This window comes from Nucisporomicrobium flavum (assembly GCF_016464385.1).
In the GTDB taxonomy this organism is placed as follows: domain Bacteria; phylum Actinomycetota; class Actinomycetes; order Mycobacteriales; family Micromonosporaceae; genus Actinoplanes; species Actinoplanes flavus_A.
Genome location: NZ_JADMLH010000010.1, coordinates 128,696 through 145,872, shown reverse-complemented (window position 1 = coordinate 145,872; position 17,177 = coordinate 128,696). Strand labels below are relative to the sequence as shown.

The following is a 17,177-nucleotide window of genomic DNA, read 5'->3' as shown; positions in this document are numbered from 1 at the left end:
CAGGCATGGGCGACGCGAGCGACCTGCAACCCTGGCAGATCCATGGTGAGCGCACGATCTACGACAATCCCTGGGTACGCCTGACCCTGGTCGATGTCGAGCCGCCAGGCACCAAGCGCTTCGAGCACCACGTCGTACATCTTCAGCGTGTGGCGATCGCGGCGGTCATCGACGACCAGGACCGCGTGTTAATGCTGTGGCGGTACCGCTTCGTGCCTGACCGCTGGGGTTGGGAACTCCCCGGGGGAATCGTCGAGGCTGGCGAGGACTCCGCCGCCGCGGCAGCCCGTGAGGTTGAGGAAGAGACCGGCTGGCGACCCGGCGCCCTGACCCGGATCGCGTCGTTCGAGCCGATGATTGGCATGGTGGACTCGCCGCACGAGGTCTTCGTCGGCACGGGCGCCACGTACGTGGGCGAGCCGACCGAAGCAGAGGAAGCCGGCCGCGTCGAGTGGGTGCCGCTCGCGGAGGTGCGCGACATGATGGCCCGCGGCGAACTGGCCGGATCAGGAACGCTCGTCGCGCTTCTTCACGTGCTCGCATTCGGGAAACCGAGCGTCACATCCGCTGCATGAGCCGCTCGACTCGCTGCCGGTGCCGGATGGAACCGGTCTGAGTCGCCAGCGACCGCGCTTGCCGCAGCTGTATCCGGGCCTGGTCGAGTTCCCGCCGCACGAGGTGAGCCTGGGCGAGACCGCACCGCAATCCGGCTTGCGCTCGGATGAAAGTCCCGTCCATGGCGTCGAGCGCGGCTTGGAGCTCGGCCATGGCGCCTTCGTCCCCGAGCAGCGCCAGCGAGTGTCCCCGCCAGCGGGTCAGGTGGACCTCGTTCAAGAAGACGCTGCGGAGGTCCGCGTCGCGGTCCTGCGGCCCGGCCGGCAGCGCCGCGGAGGCTCGGTCGAGCGCCTTGCGGCACTCGTCCGGCATGCCCGCCAGCGCGTACACCTCGGCCTGGGCCGCGTGGAGCCACGAGCCGAGCCGAGGCGAAAGGGCCCTGCCGCCGACACGCTGAGCCTCGGCGATGAGCTGCGCCGCCAGGTCCGGCTTGCCGGCGTCCGCGAGGACGTACGCCTGCTCGCCCATCGCGTGCGCGAGGTGCAACGAGGACTCAGCTTCGCGGGCTGCGCTCTTGGCCAGCTCGTAGTGGCGCCACGCCCGGTCGGCCGCGCCGACGTCGAGGGCCTGCCATGCCGCCATCGAGGCGGCCTCGGCCAGCGCCAGCGCCAACGGCCGGCGGGCATCCGGCAGGACGGCGAACGCGAGCGCTTCCTGGAGATGGCCGAGGTGCGCGTGGACCTGGTCGACGAGGGCCGCCGCACCGACCTGTCGGTCCATAGTGCGAAGCAGCTCGGTCTGCTGAGTCACGGTCTGCACGATCGAGCTGCCAACCGTACGGGCTGACTCGATCCGCTGAAGCAGTTCCTCGTAGCCGTCGACGAGCGTGCCGGCCGACGAAGCGTCCTCACCCCGCAGCTCGGCGTCGGTCCAGCCGAGCAAGGCGCGGAGAATCGCGGCGTACTTCGGGCTGAGCGGCCGACGGCCGTTCTCCCATTCGGACACGTAGACGTGCAGGCTCGATTTCGCGGCGACGTCGAGGCCGTGCCGCCGGGCGTGCTCTTCGATCTCGCGTACGAGGCGAGCCTGTGACCAGTGCTTCGCGTGACGTGCCTCCCGGAGCCTCACTGACCACCTCCCGTGCTCGTAGATCGACCGCTGTCGACTCCAGCATGCCCTTACGGCTGCAAGTTTTGAAGGCGTCAGGGGTTAACGCAGCAGCGTTAACCCCTGTTGGCTTCCGGGTCCGTCTCACTCGGCGTTTCCTTGGTGCAGCACAGCAACACCAGCCTCCGCAAGCATCTGGCACTCGCCAACCTTGACACTGGTGCGCACCAGTTCCGTAGACTGGTGCGCACCAGTTGAGGGTCAGGCAAACAAGAGACGGCCGCCGGTGCTGGAACACCGAACGGCCGTCGAGAGCGGCTCCCGCGGCTGCAACCGCTGGAGCCAGGTACGCCAGTCCACCCAGGTCAAAGGGAGTTGACGCATGTCGAGTGTAGGACGTACGCCATCCAGCCTGCCGAGGTTCCTCAGCGTGGCCGAGACGGCCAAGACGCTGGGCATGTCGGAGATGACGCTGTACCGCGCCATCAAAGCGGGGGAGTTCCCCGCCGTACGGATCCGCGGTCGCCTGATCGTGCCGTCCCGCGTGCTGGAGGAGCTCGCCAACGCCGCCGTCACGGAGAACGGCGAGGTTAACGCCGCCGCGTGGACCGGAAACGGCCTGCGTGCGGCGGCCGCAGCGGGAGCCGACCTCTGATGCGCGTCATCGAAGCCGCCGCGGGCGGCGTGGTGGCGACGGTGGTGGTCGTCCTGGTCGCGAGTCGGATCGCGATCGGGGTCGACCTGGTCATCGCGGGTGCGGTGGCGTTCCTGGTCGGCTTCTTGCTCGTGATGCTGCGCGCGGACCAGGTTGTCTCGCGCGGCGGCCGGAAGTGAGGGCCGTTCCGGTGATCGGCTTCGTGTACGAGATGGTGACGGGCAAGCCGTGGCGGACGGTTCGCAGCGCTGCTGCGGAGTTCGGGCCGTCGGCGGGTGCGGTGTACGCCGCGGAGTTGAGCCGGTACAGCGATGCCGAGCTGCTCGCGTACGGCGAGGAGATTCTGGCGGCGGTGAAGGCGGGACGCGGGCGGTCTTCGCGGCTCGTGGTCCTCAAGTAAGGCGGGACTCGGACCGGGTAGCAGCCGGCCCGAATCCCGAAGCCCCATCGTCGCACGGCATCACGGATGTAGGACCTGCCTGTTGTTGATCGAGCGGCGCGGCCTGCGCGTCGCTCGGGCTCGCCCCTCAAGGCCGGGGCCAGGGCCGAGAACCGTTGTTGGAGCTGCCGCAAGCGGCAGCCGTTCTTCCGGGCTAGCGCCCTGGCTACTCCACCCCGTCTCCCGGTCAAGGGGTCCAAAGCATCTTGGCCGCCCTTCGGGCCGCTGCGCTCGTCCAAGATCCTTCGGCCTTATCCCTTGACCGCGAGCCTCTCGGGGCGGAGTAGGGCGCCAGTAACGGCGGAGGCAGAGCCACCGCCCCGCCCTACGGGCGCTAGCAAAACCGATTCGTCACTCGCGGCCCGTGCCGCACCAGCCAGAAAGGACCCGTCACGTGGAAACGCCGCACCGCTACTACGTCTCCTTCGTCCGGCCCTCTGACACCGGATCCCAGTTCGGTGCCGCCGAGGTGGCCCTGATGTACCCGGTCCGCAGCAAGGCGGACATCGACACGATCGGCGGCATCCTCGCCGACGCCGGATACCCCGGCGTGACGGTCCTGTCGTTCAGCCCTTTCACCTCGCCCGCAGCCCAGCCTCAGGCCGCCTAAACAGGAAGGTCAGCCATGCGATTCACCGAACGCTGGGGCTGGATCGACGAGGAAGCGATCCGCCAGCGCGAGCAGGAAGCAGCCGAGCGCCGCGAGAAGAAGCGCGCCGCATACGAGGCCGCGCAGGCACACGCCAACGCTCCCGAGACGATCCCGCCGACCGGCAAGCACCACCGCGCCGACGGCTAGTGACGAGCCGAGGTCGGGCCGAGTAGCAGTCGGCCCGGCCCACCCTCCCCAGACCTGGAGGTGAGCACCATGACCACCACGACGCAGATCCCGACCAAGACCGCTGACCGGATCGCCACCGAGGTGCTGACCGCCACCTACATCAAGAGCTGCGGTGGCCTGGAGCTGACGCGCTCGTGTTCCTGCCAGCACGGCAGATGCGGGCACTGCGGGGTCGGCGACCACGGCCGGTGCACCACGCGGGTGAGCTTCAACGGCAAGCCGCCGGCCCAGCCCTTGACTTACGTCGTCGACCGCCGCGGCGGCGCACTGGCGTCGGTGTGGCCTAGCGGGACAGCCTGCCGGTGGGTGTGCTCGTGCACCGACTGCCCGACCGGCGACAACACCGCCACTCAGGCGCCCGCGGCGCATCGCAAGGCCCGCGGCGACCTGCGGCCCGACGACACGGTCTGGCTGCAGCCCAAGACGCTCGCCTGCCCGGCGATCTGCTGGACGCAGCCCCGCGCCACCGTTGTCGCGACCCAGGGCCTGTACGTGGTGGTGAAAGTCGGCCGGCAGCAGCACCGCATCCACGTCGACAACATCCGCCGCAGCGACCCGGGCGCCGCGCACGGCGTCGTAAACGTCAAGGCCAAGCCGCGCCCGCAAATGCCGGACGGCTTCGAAGAACAGTCCCTGTTCTAACCCTCGGCAATAACCCGGAGCGCGACCACTGGCCTGGAAACCCGGCCGCGCCCCGGTCTCCCCTTTCGGCTCTAACCCCTCAAGGAGAGGCCTCCCATCATGTCCGACAAGTGGCTGCACATCCAGCACAACGAGGTCCGCGACCGCAACCGCCAGCGACGCCTGGCCACCGAGCGAGAAGCGCAGCGCCAGGCCGTCGAGCGCCGCGATCAGCAGGGGCGCCGCAAGTGAGCCGCCGGCCGAAGGACCCGCAGGCGGCCCGCATCCTCGCCGCCGTCGATTCCGAGTCACGCCCCTACACCGACCGGGCCGCGAAGTACCCGACCGCCCGCCGGTACCAGCAGGCCCGCGACGAAGGCACTGCCCGCAAGGCGCGCTGACGGCGCCCGTGGCCGCCCGACCTCTTCCCCGGCCGGGCGACCGCGGTAGCCGCCAGAACCGGCGGCCCGAAGGGAGAGCACGTCATGACGAAGAAGGTCGGACAGGTCAACGAGGACACGGGCCGGGTGGAACAGCGCACGGTCCGCCGCATCCGCCAGGTCGATTGGCCCGTGACGGTCGTGACCAGCCGCCGGCAGCGCATCGCCCGCAACCTGTGGGGCTGACCGACATCCGTACGCGAACGGTCGGGACGAGTAGCAGTCGCCCCGGCCTCCCAACCCAGCAGTCAGGAGAGGTCACAGTGAGCCAGCAGACAGCCGTTGCAGAACAGGAAGCTGCCGCCGCGCGTAAGGCTTTGCCGATTGAGGCGCGCAGGCACGCCGCCCGCGTGATGTACGGCGAGAGCGTCACCGCGGGCATGCCGATGACGGCCCAGGAGTTGGGCGAGGCATTCGGCCGCAGTGAGCGGTGGGGTCGGGATCGGATGACGGAGGTCCGCAACGATCTTGCCGTTTCCGCCGAAACTGCCGGTCCTGCCGACGATCCCGAACCGGCAGTACCTGAGCCCGTCGAGGTGCCCGAGCCGGAACCCGCGCCCGCCACTGAAACGCCGGAACCCGTCAGCGAGAGCGCCGAGGTATCCGAGCAGCGGCCGATCGCGGTGCACCAGGACGACGCAGAGGCCCCGCGGCCGAGGGACGTCGCGCCGGCGCTGGAGACGCTCGTACGGGTGCGGTGGGGCGTGCGCGCCACCCTCGCGCTTGGCGTCATTGCCTCCACGGTGGCCAACGTGCTGCACGCGCACGACAACCCGATCAGCCAGACCATCGCGGCGTGGCCGCCCCTCGCGCTGCTGGCGACCATCGAACTGATCTCGCGGGTGCCGACGCACCGACGGGACCTGGCCGCCGTACGGTTCGCCGCCACGGCCGTCATCGCGAGTATCGCGGCGTGGGTGTCGTACTGGCACATGGCCGACGTCATCAGCCGCTACGGCGAGACCGGCGCCAGCCCGTACCTCATCCCGCTGACCGTCGACGGCCTGGTCGTTGTCGCCTCCGTCTGCCTGGTCGAGCTGGGCAGCCGCATCCGCGCGCTCGCCGTGGAGGCGGCGCGATGACCAGCCTCGCCGACATGGCGTACGTGACAAGCCAGGAGACGAACGTGTGGCGCGAATGCCGCGGTTGCGGTGCGTCGGCGCCGATGGCGCCGGAGGTGGAGCGCTGCGACCGGTGCGACGCACCGGCGAAGCCGACGCGGCGACGCCGCGCCGACGCCGGCCAAGTCCGTCTGACTGAGCGCGACCTGGCGGTGTTCCGGTGGCTGGCCGACATGAAGGCCATCTACGAGGACGACCTGGCCGTACTGATCGCCCGTCTGCCGGCGTTGCCGTGGACGGAAGCGGGCCGCCGGCCGGGTCCGCGAGCGGTACGGGCGCTTCTGCAGCGGTGGCAGGGCGCGGGGTACGCGGAGGCGCGCAAGATGCTCAACGGTGTTCCGCGGATCGTGCGCCTGTCGCGGGGTGGGGCCGCGGTCGTCGGGGTCGACAGCTTCCGGGAAACCGCGCCGACCACGGCGTTCCACCAGTGCGAGGTGTCCCGACTACGGCTCGTGCTCGAGGGCCGGCCGTCGCCGTCGCTGGGCTCGCTGGCGCGTTGGGAGTCGGAGCGTGCCTTCCGCTCGGATCTGGACGCTCTGGGGCTCGCGCGTCGCGGCCAGAAGCCGGCGGAGCGGATCCACGTGCCGGACGGTGTGGCGACCTACGAGCGCGGCACTCGCGTTGCGGTCGAGGTGGAGCGCAACGTCAAGGCGCCGGTTCGGTTGGCGCGCATCGTCGAGGAGCTGCTGACCGAGTACGAGGTGACCCTGTACGCGGTGGCCGGCAACGAGGTCCGCAACGCCGTGGCCGCCGCCGAGCGGGCGGCCCGGCGGGCGCTGGCGAATCGGCAGATCAGCGCCGACCGGATAGGTGCGCTGTCGATCATCGATTTGCCACAGGAGGTGGCGTGATGCGCAAGCTCCGCTGGATCTGCGGCGCCGTGTTCGCGCTGGCGCTGCCCGTCGGAGCCCTCGTGACCGGGCTGGCCTACTTGGTGCTGCGGCGGCGCTGGTCTGATCGGTTGATCGCCTTGTTCGCCGTGGCGCTGGGAGTTCTCGCGACGTGGTGGGTGATGGCGCGGCTGAACTATTGGACGGCGTGGTGGCACATCATCGCCCGCCTGGTACACGTGTCGGACCAGCCGGCCACACCGGGTGAGTGGACGACCGTCGCCGCGATCGGCACAGCGCTTGGTCCGGCGTTGGGTGGCTTGCTCTGGCTGGCGACGCAGGCGCACCGGGAGCGGTCGCCGTTCAACGGTGCCGACGAGCGCGAGCACCGGCAGCTGTGCGAGGAGCGTCGCCGCCTGGTCGTCACGCACGCGGCGCAGCGTGCTCGCCACACCCGGGTGCGGCCGGTCGCGGTGATCGCACGTCCTTGGACCGTAGGCCTCGGTGATGGGTACGGGCCGATGGTCGGCCGGTTCCAGCGCGGCGACCTGCGCCGGCCGTGGCGCGCACACGGCCGGGTCCGGCTGCCGATGACGCACCCGGACAACCGGCACCTGTTGATCCTCGGCGCCACCGGGCTGGGCAAGACGGAGACCGCGCTGACCATCGCCGAGTGGGCCGCCTGCAACGGACGGCAGGTGATCTACCTGACCTGCAAGGAACCGCCGTCGGCTGGTAAGTCGGCCGCGCCGCGGCTCGCCGCGGTCGCCGATGAGCACGGCCTACGCTTCCGGTCCTTGCTGGCCCGGTCGTCCCCGTACGACCCGATGCGCGGCGACCTGGCCGAGGTCCGCGACCGCCTGATACGCATCGAGGAGTGGGGCGACCGGTACTGGGCTGCCGTCGCCAACACCCTCGTCGCGCTGGCGCTCGAGCTCAACGCCGAGCAGGGCAAGGCGATCGACGCGTTGCCCGACCTGGTGTACTCGCTGGTGCGGGGTCGGCTGGCGAACCTGGCGAAGAAGTCGGGCGATCCGCGGGTGGCCGAGCTGGTCGACGCGTTCAACTACAACGACCTCGGCGGCGCGCTCATGCGCTACGCCTCGATGGCGATCCACCTGCGCGGCTGGATCGGTCCGGCCTCGGGCGGCGGGTGGTCGTTCGAGGACACCGACGTGGCGTGCATTGAGCTGCCCACGGTCAGCCGGCCGGAGGCCGCTACGGCGCTGATGCGGCTGGTCCTGCGTGACTTCGGCTCGTACCTGGTGGACCCGTACCGCCGCCAGGTCGATCCGGACGGGCGACCGAAGCCGGTCGTCATCGTCATCGAGGAAGCCGGCGCCGTGTCCGGAGACCCGGTGATCGGCCGCGAGTTCGTCAACCAGGTCGAGCGCAACCGCGACGCCGGCGCGTACAGCATCCTGACGGCACAGGATCCGACGGGGTTCGGTGGCGGGCACACTTGGTCGGCGCTGTCGACCAACGCCGTGGTGCTCACGTACCGGCAGAGCGAGCAGGCCGAGCCGATCTCGAAGCTGGCCGGCACCGAGCGGGTGACCGAGGGCGGCGCCGACTACGACCAAGACAACAGTCTCAAGCGCCAAGGGGTGGCCCGGCGTCAGCACGCGTTCAAGGTGAACCCACAGCTCCTGCGCACGCTCGGCATCGGCGAGTTCGTGCTCATCTCGGCCGGCCGCTACGCGAAGGTGGCGGCGGCGCTGCCGCGGCTGTCGTTCCGGCTCCCGGACGTGCCGGCCGTGCACGCGGCCGTTGAGGCGATCGAGTCAGTGCGGGTAGCAGCCGCGCTGCCGACCAATCAACCCCAGAACATCGGGGAGCAGGCCGAAGAGCAGCAGCCCACTCAGCGCGGCCCCATCCTGTTCTAGGGAGGTAATCATGAGGGTCCGACGTAGGCCATCACGCGTGATCGAGTTACCCGCCTCGGCGCTAACCGATCCGATGGCGCTCGTGACGGCGCTGTCCGCGGCGCCGCTTACCGTGGGCCTCCGGGTGGCCTACTGGGACCATGACCAAGTCGACCGGCAGGTCATCGCTGCAGAGGTGTTGCTGCGGGCACTCGACCCCAGTGAGGTCGTCGACCGCATCGCTCACGAGTAGCCAGCCCTCCGACCGGAGACGCCCGTCGAGCCGCGTTCAGCGGCCGGCGGGCGTCTTCGCGTACGCGTCGTCTGTGAGAGGTGATCTCCTCGCGCGGGCAGGCTCCGCCATGCCGCGCCGGACGCCCGGGTGCAAGGGGTCGCTTGCGACCGAGCGCAGCGAGGCTCGCCCCTTGCGGCCGGGTGGCTGGTGTGGCATCCCTCCGGGTGCCCGTGTGAGGAGATCACCGGACCTTGGCCGGCTGTTCTTTCGGCGATCTCCGAGCCGGGCCGGGGTTCGGGGCGGAGCCCCGAGGTTCCAAGGGACTCGGCCGGCGCCGACCACCGCCGGAGAGCTAGCAGACCCCTTCCTAGACCCTTCCTAGATCCCTCCGGTGCCGGAAGGGATCTAGGAAGGGTTTATGACCGGGGTCTAGGTGGTGTTGTGGCTGCTCACCCGCCCTGCCCAGGGCGGCCCACACCAAACCCCAACCCCAATCCCGCTTCGCTATGGGATCGGGGTTGGGGTTTGGTGTGGGCAGGGCAGGGCGGGTGAGCAGTAGGTGGGTGGGTGGTTGGTGGGCTGTGTGGGTGGTTGTGGTGGGTGGGTTGGTTGCGGTGGGTGGGTGGTTGCGGTGGGGCGACGACGCTTCGCGCGTCGCCAAGATCGGATCGAGCTGCGCTCGATTCAAGGTCAACACCTGTGGTGGTTGGCGTTGGGTTCCCTTGTTCGATGCTTTTCCTTCGAAGATGGATTGCGAGCCGGCGTCCGCAGCGTCTGTTGATGCTGCTTCCTCGCCTCTACTCTGTTGGGGTTCACTCGTTAGTCGATCTCCAGTTCTCGCAGCGTCGGGGGCTCCGTTCTCACTGGGCAGGCAGTCGTGGCGGCGGATCGGCACGGCTTGCGACGACACCATAGTGCGCTCCTGGGGGCGAGCCCCAAGACCCTCATTGGCTTCTCGCGAAGCGGTGCTACCGGACTATGCACGCTATCGATTACCCTCCGAGTCACGGGTGTAGCGCATCTGGGCCACCCTCGACGCATCGACGGAATTAGAGAGGCTCCTTCGTGACTATGCCTGACCGAAGAGCTCCCGAGGGCGGTGGCGCGTGTGGCAAATGACGCGTTGGAGGATGGCCTGGAACCTTTGTCAGAGACGCAGCTACGGTCAGGCGCTGCATTCGACCGCGTGATCGGCAATATGGCGAATAGCGCGGTGACCGCATTTGTGGCTGCTGGTACAGGGTCGCCAGAGGCTGGCGCCGCGCTCGGTGGCGCGGTTGGGCCCTTAGCGGAGGAGCTTTCCTACGCTATTCGACGGATTGTCGATGTACGGCGCGAGCGAGCTACCGTCATGGTTTCCGCTGCTGCAGATGAAAACGGCGTATCGAGTTCTGAGTTGCTTGACCAGCTGTTGCGAGATCCGGCGAAGATGCGGCTTTTAGTCGTGGGCATCGAAGCCGCCGGGGAAGCGACGGCCGATGCAAAGCTGAAATTGATTTCTGAGATAGTGGCTACAGGAGCTTTGGCTGAAGACGAGGCCGTTGTAGACGAACAGCTTCTAGCCCTATCGGCAATTCGTGAGTTGGAAGTTCCTCACTTTCGGCTGATGTTGCAGATTGCTCTCCCGTCGCCGGTCTATTGGGCCACTGCGCAAGAAAGACAGCAATATCGGTACGCATGGCCGGAGAGCCGTATAGTTGAAGCCAGTCCTACTCTCAAGAACGCGCTGCCGGCCTTGGCGGCCAAGTTGCAGAGTCTCGGCCTAGCGCGCACGGTAGCTGTTGAGGGTGCTCAGGATGTCGTATGGCGTCTAACCTCTTTTGGCGAAACTTGTGTTGACGCGATCAAAGACCAATCCCGATTTAGTTGATCGGAAGGTTCACCTGAATGAGTATTAGTGACGAGCTGCCGCCCAATGTGGGCGCGAAGCCGGCCGCCTCAGAGTCGCTTGAAGAAAACCTCGGTTTCCAGATCGTTACTACCGCAGCTATTCTTCTAGCGGATAAAGTCGAGAAGGCTCGCAGTTTGGTGAAAATTGTTCAGAAGGATCACGAGCGGCTTCACGCGTCAGAACTGCGTGCCTTGCAGAAACGTCTAGACATTCAAGACCGTGTCGCTGTCGAGGCTCAAGTGAGGGCGCTTGACGATTCACGCTTCGACAGACTCGACGTTCTTCTTGCGAAAAATTCGGGCGACGAGGAAGAACGCCGGGATTCGACATCTAAAGGCGCCTATTATCCCGTTGCATCTGAGCAGTATTTTGCTGTCATGTCCGACTTCATAGAAGAAGTCGAAAATCAAATCTGGGACGAATTGCATAGGCTTTTCCTTGACGATGAACTCAAGCGGGATTATGCCAGCAAGTATTACGTAAGCCTTACTGAGCCGACTTTAGACGGGCAATTGGCGGCATCGCTATTTCCCTTGATTGTTCAGTATTTCGAGGAATTTATGGGCGCGCTTGCGCGAAGCGCCCTCTCGGCTCGGGGCTCGACCAGTCTCGGCGATCTCCCTCCGGTGCCGTTCGATGTAATCGAGAAATACAAGACGACAGGGGAACTGCGCCGGTGGGCTATCGATCGACGAATAGAGGACTTCATTCGAGGGGGATACGCAGAGTGGCATGATATAACGCTGCAATGGGCGGGTTTTGACATCGAGACAATTCCTGGGAGTTGGACCGTCCTTCGTGAGTCTCTGGCTCGTGTGCGCCTCTTGTCTAGAGGTACGAGCGCGCGAGCGGACCCTGACTACGTTAACGAGATTGCTGGCCTTGATCTTCCGCCCGTCCAGCTATGGGAGAAAGTAACGACCTCGCCGCGATACCTTGAAGACTTGCTCGACAGTGTTGAGCTGCTTAGTACTGGGATGGCAATCAAATGGGGTTCACACTTTTTTGGTAAGCGAAACACGGACGTTTCTTACTTTACCTCTCAGGGTGTCGATCTCGAATCTAAGGAGAAGTGGTCGGAGGCCCTTTCGATTTTCGACCTTTTGACTGCAACGCTCGTCCACGAGGGCCACAGTTCATTTAATATTGCTATGATTAACATCTGGCTTTGCCGTCAGCAGCTGCACACCGATGATGCGACGATGCAGCACGCCATGTCGCAATTCGTTCCTTCCGACGCACTTGAGCGCATTGGCATTAGCGCTTTGAATCGAGACTGGCCGAGACTGCTCGAAGCCTTGGATGAAGCTATAACGAGTCAGGGTGATCAGGCAAGTGAACAAGCGGTGTGGTTGATGCAGATGCCACTTATTCGAAGGTCAATTCGGGAGCATCCACCAGTCAAGCACTATCTCGAAAATCGGCGCCAGGGCCGCCGTCCTAAGCGCACCGGCAAACGGAGGTAGCTGTGCGGAAGTGGCCGTGACGCGAGTCGTGACGCGAAGCAGAGTCGATCGTTGAGGGGGAAGTGGCACAGGGCTGCTTCCGTGTAAGTAGGGGCGCAGGTAGATGCCGTGGTTATGGCGGACGGGCTGTCTCATAATCCCTCGGTCGCGGGTTCGAGTCCCGCCCGCCCCACTGTTTACTCCTGGGGGCGACCCCCAGACCCCACGTTACGGTGGTTGCGCTGGGCGGGCCGCCCGCGCGGCCGCGGTTGGTTGCGCTTACTGTGCGTCGGGTTTCGCCGGGCGGCGAGACGACTCAAGAGTCCTGTATTTCGGCAAGGAGCCGCCGTCGCGACACGGTTGTCGCGTTGGCGCTCGAGCTCGACGCTGAGCAGGGCAAGACGATCGACGCGTTGCCAGACCGGGTGTGTTCGCTGGTGCGGGGTCGGCTGACGTGGCCGGGCTGGTCGACGCGTTCAACTACAACGACCTCGGCGGCGCACTCATGCGCTACGCCTTGATGGCGATTCACCTGCGTGGCTGGATCGGCCCGGCCTCCGCCGGTGATGGTCGTTCGAGGAACCGATGTGGCGTGCACCGAGCTACCCACGGTCAGCCGGCCGCAGGCGGCCACGGCGCTGATGCGCTTGGTGCTGCGCGACTCCGGCTCGTACCTGGTGGACCCGTACCGTCGCCAGGTCGGTCCGGACGGGCAACCGAAGCCGGTCGTCATCGTCATCGAGGAAGCCGGCGCCCACAGCGTCCTGACGGCACAGGACCCGGACGGCTTCGGTGGCGGGCACACCTGGTCGGCGCTGTCGACCAACGCCGTAGTGCTGACGTACCGGCAGAGTGAGCAGGCCGAGCCGATCTCCAAGTTGGCCGGCACTGAGCGCGTGACTGAGGGCGGCGCTGACTACGACCAGGACAACAGCGTCAAGCGCCAGGGTGTGGCCCGTCGGCAGTACGCGTTCAAGGTGAACCCGCAGCTGCTGCGCACGCTCAGTGTTGGGGAGTTCGTCCTCATCTCGGCGGGCCGTTACGCCAAGGTCGCGGCTGCGTTGCCGCGGCTGTCGTTCCGGCTCCCGGACGTGCCGGCCGGGCGCGCGGCCGTCGAGGCGATCGAGTCAGTGCGGATAGCAGCCGCGCTGCCGACCGATCAGCCCCCGGACACAGGGGAGCAGGCCGAAGAGCAGCAACAGGCTCAGCGCGGCCCGATCCTGTTCTAGGGAGGCAGTCATGAGGGTCCGACGTAGGCCACCACGCGTGATCGAGCTACCGACTTTGGCGCTAACTGATCCGATGGCGCTGGTGACGGCGCTGTCTGCCGCGCGGCTTGTCGCGTGGCTGCGGGTGGCCTATTGGGACCATGACCAGGTCGACCGGCAGGTCATCGCCGGGGACGCGTTGCTCCGCGCTCTCGACCCTGGCCAGGTTGTCGACCGCATCGCTTACGAGTAGCCGGACCCTTCGACCGGAGACGCCCGTCGGGCCGCGTTCAGCGGCCGGCGGGCGTCTTCGCGTACGCGTCGTCTGTGAGAGGTGATCTCCTCGCGCGGGCAGGCTCCGCCATGCCGCGCCGGACGCCCGGGTGCAAGGGGCCGCTTGCGACCGAGCGCAGCAAGGCTCGCCCCTTGCGGTCGGGTGGCTGGTGTGGCATCCCATCGGGTACCCGAGGGGATGAGATCACCAGACCCTGGCCGGCTGTTGCTTCGGCGATCTCGAGCCGGGCCGGGGTTCGGGGCGGAGCCCGAGGTTCGAAGGGGACTCGGTTGCTGACGGCCGCGGCAGAGGGCGGTAGACCCCTTCCTAGATCCCTCCCGTGCGGAAGGAATCTAGGAAGGGCTTATGAACGGTCTGGGTGGCGTTGTGGCTGCTCACCCGCTCTGCCCAGGGCAGCCGACACAATCCCCAACCCCAACCCCAATCCCGCTTCGCTACGGATCGGGGTTGGGGATTGATGTGGGCAGGCAGGGTGGGTGAGCAGTAGGTGGGTGGTTGGTGGGGTGTGTGGGTGGGTGGTTACGGTTGGACGACGACGCTTCGCGCGTCGCCAAGATCGGATCGAGCTGCGCTCGATTCAAGGTCAACAACCGTAGTGGTTGATGTTGAGTTTCCTTGTCCGATCTCAGTAGCCGAAGGTGGATCGTTGTCGACGACGTCCGCAGAGTTTCTGTAGAGCGGCATACCTGAGTGCCGGCGTAGCAGGAGCCGTGCTCTCGTGGTCGGATGGTGCGCTATCCCCAGCGACATGAGCTCACTTCGGCCCGGCGGGCACCGATCGTCCGGAACAGCAGAGCACTAGCAAGCCATGGTGCTGCCAGGGGCGAAGCCCCTAACTCCGTTCGCTCCGTCAAGGACTATGACTCTCCGTGGTGTCAAGGTTACGGAGACGTCGGCGAATCGGTATCATGTCTGACCATGTCTCCCCTCCCGCATGGCATCCTTCAGCGATTTACCGACGGGAACCGGACCAAGCTTGAAGTCGCCTCGGTGCTTCAGGCTGGCGGCTTTTCGATCGAGTACGTCAAGGCGACAGACAATCCTCGCGTTTGGGGTTACTTTGCCAAACCGCTCGATATTTTGCAGGCGACTCTCGGAGAGACTCGCGAAATTCTTGTGCTTGTGGCGGAGTATGAAAAGCTTCAAGCGGGCGAGATCGATAAGGCCGCTGACATTATCCGCTCGACCGGGGTTAGGTTGAGCCGTTCAATCGGTATCATCTTGACCGAGGATCGCCGCACTGGCGATAAGGTTCGCGAATATAGTGATGAAAGCGGCACTCTGTTTGTCGGCTTTAGCCTGGACCGGATTCGATCGTGTAAACCTCATGGCGACACGGATTTCCGGGTCCTGCTGCAGTCTCAGGCGTACGCACGTGACTTGTACAATCTGCCGGGCGCTGTCACCAAGTCGCAGGACTTCTTCGGCCGGCGCCGACTCCTTGAGCGACTACGACAAGAAGTGGTTACCGGTGCAGGCCATCAGGGAGTTTTTGGGCTCAGAAAGATAGGCAAAACTTCCTTAGTAAACAGGCTTGCTCAGCTTGTTCGTGAGGATGGCCGGTGCTTTGTAGCCCAAATAGATTTGCAGCGAGCAGCGGCAATCCGTTCGGATACACCGTACATACTTTGGTCGATCGGGCAGGCAGTCTTCGACTCTCATCGGCGTGTTCGAGATACCAAGGGGTTGCGCCTGTTCGGTCAATACAGGCTCTTCATGGACGTGCCGGATCCGCATGCGGTGCCAGAACTATTCGATCACGATATTCAACTGATTTTGAGGGAGCGTAAGCGGAAGGTCGTCGTCTTTCTTGATGAAATCGAGCGAATTCTCCCGCCGAATCCTACGCCTGAAGCCCAAAAGAGCTTCGTACAACTTTGGCGGCTTCTGCGCGGCCTGGACCAACAATTTCCCGGGAGAGTCTCGTATATTATCTCCGGCACTAATCCCAAGTGTGTAGAGGACGCGAAAGTGGGGGCTGAAGATAACCCCATCTATAACTACTTCACACGGGAATACCTAAATCCTCTCGATAGAGAAGAGGCTGCTGACCTTCTCGTTACGATTGGGCGTCGGATAGGTCTTGAATGGGAGCATGGCTCTCTATCGGCAAGCTATTCGCAGACAGGAGGGCATCCGGCCCTACTGCGGGCACTTGGGTCTAGCGCGCATGAGCGTCAGCCCAACCGGCGCAGTGCTTCGCGTGTCCTCGAGAGTGATGTTAGAAGCCTCGCGCAGGACCTGCTTATAGAGCGTTCATCTCTCCTTGACCAGCTAGTATCAACGCTCCGAGACGAATATCCAGATGAGTACTATTTGCTTACACTCCTTGCCGAGGGCAAGATTAACGAGTTCGCAGAATGGGCCCGGTCGTCTCCGACGGATGTCGCTCATCTAGTGGGTTATGGTATCTGCAAAGATCCGCATACCGTTCCTCGACTCTGCATTGATCTTCTGCAGACATATGTCCAGCGACAGCTCAGCGCGCTCGACCGTTCGCCCACCGAGAGGGGCTCGCGAGGGCTGCAGCCTGGTCAGGAAGTTGGCGACTACATCGTTGAGCACGCAGTCGGTTCTCCCGGCGGCTTCGCGACAGTGTACAAAGCGCACCGCCAGGACCAGCCGAGTGAGATAGTGGCGCTGAAGGTTGTCCGCAATGGCAAGTTGAGCAGTATCCAGCGAGAGCTCGATATTCTGCAAACACTGAACCATCCCAATATTGTTAAGGTCATCGATGCGGGCAGCCTCGCGAACGGCGACGCATATCTTGTCATGGACTACGTTGAAGGGCCTACTCTCCGCACCTTTTGTGAGGCATCAACGCGTCCCTCTGAGTCGACGCTGCTCAAGTGGGCTGTTGCTCTACTAGGCGCGCTCGAGCGAATGCACCCTCGACCTGTAAGAATTGATGAGTTGCGCAAGCGTCATGATGAGCTTGATGGTGATGTGGCGCAGGAGATATTCGAGGCGCAGCACGGCGTGGTTCACCGAGACATCAAGCCAGCCAATATCATCCTTAGCAAAAGCCATGGTCCGGTCTTAATTGACTTCAATATATCCATTGAGGCGGGTGCGCCTGTAGAGACTGTGAGTGCCACCCCTCACTATCTGCCGCCCGGCTTCATCCTAGGGAACTGGACACACGAAGTAGACCTTTATCAATTGGGGTTGACTCTGCTGCAACTCGCCAGTGGAGCGGAGATCGGAAGGGCCACCCTGGGCGATCTCCTGATGCTCGCGCGGAAGAGTGTCAGCGCTCGAACGATGAAGATTATTGAAAAGATGTTGGCCTATCAGGGCGAGCAAGGGTACCGGCTGACCTCTGACGCGCTGAGAGAAGTCCGCACAGCCCTCAATGCGGTCAGCAGGAAGGACTCAAGGTCGTAGGGCTCTCTTGGGTCGAAGAGATGCCAGTGACGTGTCGCGTGTGCTCGCTGGCTGCTTGGGAGTCAGGTCTCGATGATGTGCTAGGCCCAGGCGTCGTCAGATGGCTAGGTTGGACTCCGAACAGAGTTACCGACTTCCCATAGAACTGAGCAGACCAAGACAGTGCATGCGGCAGAATAATTCGTCTCACTAAGTGAATCATCCAATCAATGCTTCGCAACGACGTGGCACGCTTTGTTCCT

General features: G+C 65.0%; 20 protein-coding genes. 19 read left to right on the top strand and 1 reads right to left on the bottom strand.

Features of this window, described 5'->3' with window-relative positions; all coding sequences use genetic code 11:
• The first annotated feature begins 5 nt into the window (after window positions 1–5).
• A complete protein-coding gene (locus IT780_RS24020; RefSeq protein ID WP_199513907.1) occupies window positions 6–575 on the top strand; it encodes an NUDIX domain-containing protein in 570 nt (189 codons plus the stop codon).
• Here the strand turns inward: IT780_RS24020 and IT780_RS24015 are convergent.
• Complete coding sequence (locus tag IT780_RS24015; RefSeq protein ID WP_233413401.1) at window positions 559–1,683, bottom strand: helix-turn-helix domain-containing protein; 1,125 nt, start codon at window positions 1,681–1,683, stop codon at window positions 559–561. The genes IT780_RS24020 and IT780_RS24015 overlap by 17 nt on opposite strands.
• Window positions 1,684–2,044: 361 nt before the next feature.
• Here IT780_RS24015 and IT780_RS24010 point away from each other — a divergent pair, with 361 nt between their 5' ends.
• From IT780_RS24010 to IT780_RS23930, 18 genes are all read left to right on the top strand, one after another.
• Entirely contained in the window at window positions 2,045–2,317 is a 273-nt protein-coding gene (locus IT780_RS24010) for a helix-turn-helix domain-containing protein (RefSeq protein ID WP_199513906.1), read from the top strand.
• A complete protein-coding gene (locus tag IT780_RS24005; protein WP_199513905.1) occupies window positions 2,317–2,496 on the top strand; it encodes a hypothetical protein in 180 nt (59 codons plus the stop codon). The genes IT780_RS24010 and IT780_RS24005 overlap by 1 nt, the downstream gene beginning before the upstream one ends.
• The gene (locus IT780_RS24000) at window positions 2,493–2,717 is read left to right on the top strand and encodes a hypothetical protein (RefSeq protein WP_233413400.1); all 225 of its coding nucleotides are present in this window, start codon (window positions 2,493–2,495) and stop codon (window positions 2,715–2,717) included. Before IT780_RS24005 ends, IT780_RS24000 begins: the two co-directional genes overlap by 4 nt.
• Before the next feature lie 433 nt (window positions 2,718–3,150).
• Window positions 3,151–3,366: a hypothetical protein gene (locus IT780_RS23995; RefSeq protein ID WP_199513903.1), complete on the top strand. Its 216-nt coding sequence runs from the start codon at window positions 3,151–3,153 to the stop codon at window positions 3,364–3,366.
• 15 nt (window positions 3,367–3,381) lie between these two features.
• A complete protein-coding gene (locus IT780_RS23990) occupies window positions 3,382–3,555 on the top strand; it encodes a hypothetical protein (protein WP_199513902.1) in 174 nt (57 codons plus the stop codon).
• Between the two features lie 69 nt (window positions 3,556–3,624).
• Complete coding sequence (locus tag IT780_RS23985) at window positions 3,625–4,239, top strand: DUF6248 family natural product biosynthesis protein (RefSeq protein ID WP_199513901.1); 615 nt, start codon at window positions 3,625–3,627, stop codon at window positions 4,237–4,239.
• Window positions 4,240–4,338: 99 nt separating this feature from the next.
• Window positions 4,339–4,470 (top strand): hypothetical protein, encoded by a 132-nt coding sequence (locus IT780_RS42805; protein ID WP_267910128.1) that lies wholly within the window; start codon window positions 4,339–4,341, stop codon window positions 4,468–4,470.
• Entirely contained in the window at window positions 4,467–4,619 is a 153-nt protein-coding gene (locus IT780_RS23980) for a hypothetical protein (protein WP_199513900.1), read from the top strand. The genes IT780_RS42805 and IT780_RS23980 overlap by 4 nt, the downstream gene beginning before the upstream one ends.
• A gap of 84 nt (window positions 4,620–4,703) precedes the next feature.
• On the top strand, window positions 4,704–4,844 hold the full coding sequence (locus IT780_RS23975; RefSeq protein WP_199513899.1) for a hypothetical protein: 141 nt from the start codon (window positions 4,704–4,706) through the stop codon (window positions 4,842–4,844).
• Window positions 4,845–4,921: 77 nt separating this feature from the next.
• Window positions 4,922–5,740: a DUF2637 domain-containing protein gene (locus tag IT780_RS23970; protein ID WP_307831339.1), complete on the top strand. Its 819-nt coding sequence runs from the start codon at window positions 4,922–4,924 to the stop codon at window positions 5,738–5,740.
• Window positions 5,737–6,630 (top strand): hypothetical protein, encoded by an 894-nt coding sequence (locus tag IT780_RS23965; RefSeq protein WP_199513898.1) that lies wholly within the window; start codon window positions 5,737–5,739, stop codon window positions 6,628–6,630. The genes IT780_RS23970 and IT780_RS23965 overlap by 4 nt, the downstream gene beginning before the upstream one ends.
• Entirely contained in the window at window positions 6,627–8,495 is a 1,869-nt protein-coding gene (locus IT780_RS23960; protein ID WP_199513897.1) for a type IV secretory system conjugative DNA transfer family protein, read from the top strand. The genes IT780_RS23965 and IT780_RS23960 overlap by 4 nt, the downstream gene beginning before the upstream one ends.
• A 37-nt stretch (window positions 8,496–8,532) precedes the next feature.
• Window positions 8,533–8,727, top strand: a complete 195-nt coding sequence (locus IT780_RS23955; RefSeq protein ID WP_199513896.1) for a hypothetical protein — start codon at window positions 8,533–8,535, stop codon at window positions 8,725–8,727.
• 1,090 nt (window positions 8,728–9,817) lie between these two features.
• Window positions 9,818–10,579: a hypothetical protein gene (locus IT780_RS23950; RefSeq protein WP_199513895.1), complete on the top strand. Its 762-nt coding sequence runs from the start codon at window positions 9,818–9,820 to the stop codon at window positions 10,577–10,579.
• A gap of 17 nt (window positions 10,580–10,596) precedes the next feature.
• Complete coding sequence (locus tag IT780_RS23945; RefSeq protein WP_199513894.1) at window positions 10,597–12,066, top strand: hypothetical protein; 1,470 nt, start codon at window positions 10,597–10,599, stop codon at window positions 12,064–12,066.
• A 566-nt stretch (window positions 12,067–12,632) separates the two neighbouring features.
• Window positions 12,633–13,274 (top strand): hypothetical protein, encoded by a 642-nt coding sequence (locus IT780_RS23940; protein ID WP_199513893.1) that lies wholly within the window; start codon window positions 12,633–12,635, stop codon window positions 13,272–13,274.
• A gap of 37 nt (window positions 13,275–13,311) precedes the next feature.
• Entirely contained in the window at window positions 13,312–13,506 is a 195-nt protein-coding gene (locus IT780_RS23935; RefSeq protein ID WP_199513892.1) for a hypothetical protein, read from the top strand.
• 960 nt (window positions 13,507–14,466) lie between these two features.
• Window positions 14,467–16,935 (top strand): protein kinase domain-containing protein, encoded by a 2,469-nt coding sequence (locus tag IT780_RS23930; protein ID WP_199513891.1) that lies wholly within the window; start codon window positions 14,467–14,469, stop codon window positions 16,933–16,935.
• Window positions 16,936–17,177: the final 242 nt, after the last annotated feature.

Excerpts from the sequence above, each read along its gene's own strand:
- IT780_RS42805 (WP_267910128.1), top strand. The coding sequence starts at position 4,339 with ATGTCCGACAAGTGGCTGCACATCCAGCACAACGAGGTCCGCGACCGC.
- IT780_RS23985 (WP_199513901.1), top strand. The coding sequence starts at position 3,625 with ATGACCACCACGACGCAGATCCCGACCAAGACCGCTGACCGGATCGCC.
- IT780_RS24005 (WP_199513905.1), top strand. The coding sequence starts at position 2,317 with ATGCGCGTCATCGAAGCCGCCGCGGGCGGCGTGGTGGCGACGGTGGTG.
- IT780_RS23930 (WP_199513891.1), top strand. The coding sequence starts at position 14,467 with ATGTCTCCCCTCCCGCATGGCATCCTTCAGCGATTTACCGACGGGAAC.
- IT780_RS23965 (WP_199513898.1), top strand. The coding sequence starts at position 5,737 with ATGACCAGCCTCGCCGACATGGCGTACGTGACAAGCCAGGAGACGAAC.
- IT780_RS23975 (WP_199513899.1), top strand. The coding sequence starts at position 4,704 with ATGACGAAGAAGGTCGGACAGGTCAACGAGGACACGGGCCGGGTGGAA.
- IT780_RS24020 (WP_199513907.1), top strand. The coding sequence starts at position 6 with ATGGGCGACGCGAGCGACCTGCAACCCTGGCAGATCCATGGTGAGCGC.
- IT780_RS24010 (WP_199513906.1), top strand. The coding sequence starts at position 2,045 with ATGTCGAGTGTAGGACGTACGCCATCCAGCCTGCCGAGGTTCCTCAGC.
- IT780_RS23945 (WP_199513894.1), top strand. The coding sequence starts at position 10,597 with ATGAGTATTAGTGACGAGCTGCCGCCCAATGTGGGCGCGAAGCCGGCC.
- IT780_RS23990 (WP_199513902.1), top strand. The coding sequence starts at position 3,382 with ATGCGATTCACCGAACGCTGGGGCTGGATCGACGAGGAAGCGATCCGC.